General features: G+C 56.5%; 2 protein-coding genes. Both read left to right on the top strand.

All coding sequences use genetic code 11. From position 1 onward, the window contains the following. Positions 1-544: 544 nt before the first annotated feature. Positions 545-1,003 (top strand): hypothetical protein, encoded by a 459-nt coding sequence (locus ACX28W_RS43850; protein ID WP_459005681.1) that lies wholly within the window; start codon positions 545-547, stop codon positions 1,001-1,003. Between the two features lie 183 nt (positions 1,004-1,186). After that, positions 1,187-1,798, top strand: coding sequence for a hypothetical protein (locus ACX28W_RS43845; RefSeq protein WP_459005680.1), 612 nt, complete (start codon positions 1,187-1,189; stop codon positions 1,796-1,798). The last annotated feature ends 84 nt before the right edge of the window (positions 1,799-1,882 follow it).

Below are 1,882 nucleotides of genomic sequence, written 5' to 3'. Positions count from 1 at the left end.
CACCCAGCCAGAACTACCGGACCTGACGCTCAACTGCCAGGCCGATAGCCCGACATCACCCGATCAAGTTCAGTAGCGCTGCAACACCGGGGGCTGCTACGTCTGCTGTGAGGCAAGAAGGGGCTGCGTGATGGCACGCACAAACGTGGCACGGCGAGCATTTGCAGCGACGTTGGGGCTGAATCGCCAAACTCTAATTGATGCAACTGCTGAGCGCCGAAGCGTGAGAGACGAATATAGTTTCGTGCGTCGATGCTTAGCTGCAATTATGGGTATTAACCTGCGGGATGCTGCTTACGCTCGCCGCAAGCAGCCTCCGCCCGAAGCGGTTTCAACGAGTAAGAGACGTGCGTCGCCCGAACGTGCGAACCTTGCAGCGGCCGGCGGGCGGGTCAAGCTTGGCAACGGGATGTATCGCAACTTGTTCGCTGCTGGCGTTGGTGCTCTCCTGGCTGCGGTCCTTGGGACGGTTGTAACCCTTCAGGCTACGAATTCCCCTGTCCCGCCAAGTGGGCGGCTCGCTCAAACCGGCCACGTTCCCGACGTGAACAAAAAGAACTACAGATGGGTCAAAGATCCAAGCGGGTTCTCCCTCTACGTGCCGCGTTCCTTTAAGCGCGACGTGAATGCCGAGAATGCGGTCTATGTTGGTGAGTCGAAAAGTCAAGAAATTGAGATTAAGGCAACTGTAGGTGAGGGTCGAACTCCGTGGAAGGAAATTCAGGCGACCGAAAGGGAGGTGTCTAGTGATCCGGGTTACAAGAGAATTCGGCTAGACGTGATAAATGATACCCCGGATTCTCCGGCTGAACTTGAGTACTACTCTGGAGAACCTTCTGACGGTGCTCTGCGCACAGTTGTGTTCTCATCTCTCGGGCCGGATGGCAGGATTTATTCCGTACTGGTGACAGGCCCGGCAGAATCCTGGCGAGATTCTCACGCTCACTTCAGAATGGCTGTCGGATCCCTCTGCGTAACTGGATATACTTGCACTAGAGATTGATCGTAGTCCGGGTTTGGGTTTCGACGATGGCTGTCCCTGGCGTGGCAGCCGTCTGTAGCCGGACAGCCCAGATCACCTCCGGCTCCGTTCGTCTTGATCTCCTCGCAATGGCCACGAGTGCAAGGTTTACTCCTACGCTCTCCAGACAAGTTTGATATGACCCTTCGCATGAGGCTGACATCGATGAAGCGCGTCGTACTGGAGATCGCTGGTCTTGCACTGATCGCCGTAGGAGTGATCGCAGGTGTCAAGGACTGGTCAGCTGTTGTCATGGTCCCAACCCTCGTCCTGCTGGGCATGGTGCTGGCCGTGGCTGGCATCGTTGGTGCTCTACCAGGTGGAAGCTGGAAGGAGGGCCAGCTTGAGTGGCCAGACGTTGATCTTCTCGATCGCGTCGATCAACTCAAGGGTCAGTTGGAGGACACTGTGCAGGGGATAGAGCAACTCCGAGACGAGACCACCCAGCAGCTAGACGATCTCCGGACGAACTATCGAGAGTTCAACGCCAAGCTTGACGAATTCATCCTTGCCCAGGAACCAGATCCTGATGACGGTAGGACCGATGAACAACGGCTGACCGACCTGCGTGAGCAGTGGGAAGACGTCGATCGAGAAATAGGCTCACGCCAGTTCACCGGCGAGGACTATAACGACGGGATCAGCCTTGAGTCCCTTGTTGAATCGAGGGATGCGCAGCAAAGGTCACTTGATCGTGAGGTGCGTCGTCAGGCCGCACGGAGACGATACGGAAGGCCGGAGGGGTCCGCTCGCCAGGAACCAGGCAACAGTCACTAACTGATCATTTCAGAATGAAATGTGTTGTGGGGCTTGGCAGTTGGGTGTTGTGTCGGCAGGATCTGTTGGATGCCTGCTGATCTT

The sequence above is a fragment of the Streptomyces sp. SD15 genome, from assembly GCF_054462255.1.
The sequence above is the reverse complement of the archived record's forward strand: the minus strand, read 5'-3'. Positions and strand labels throughout refer to the sequence as shown.

What these genes read in the sequence shown, in the direction of transcription:
- ACX28W_RS43845 (WP_459005680.1), top strand. Translation starts at nt 1,187, where the DNA reads ATGAAGCGCGTCGTACTGGAGATCGCTGGTCTTGCACTGATCGCCGTA.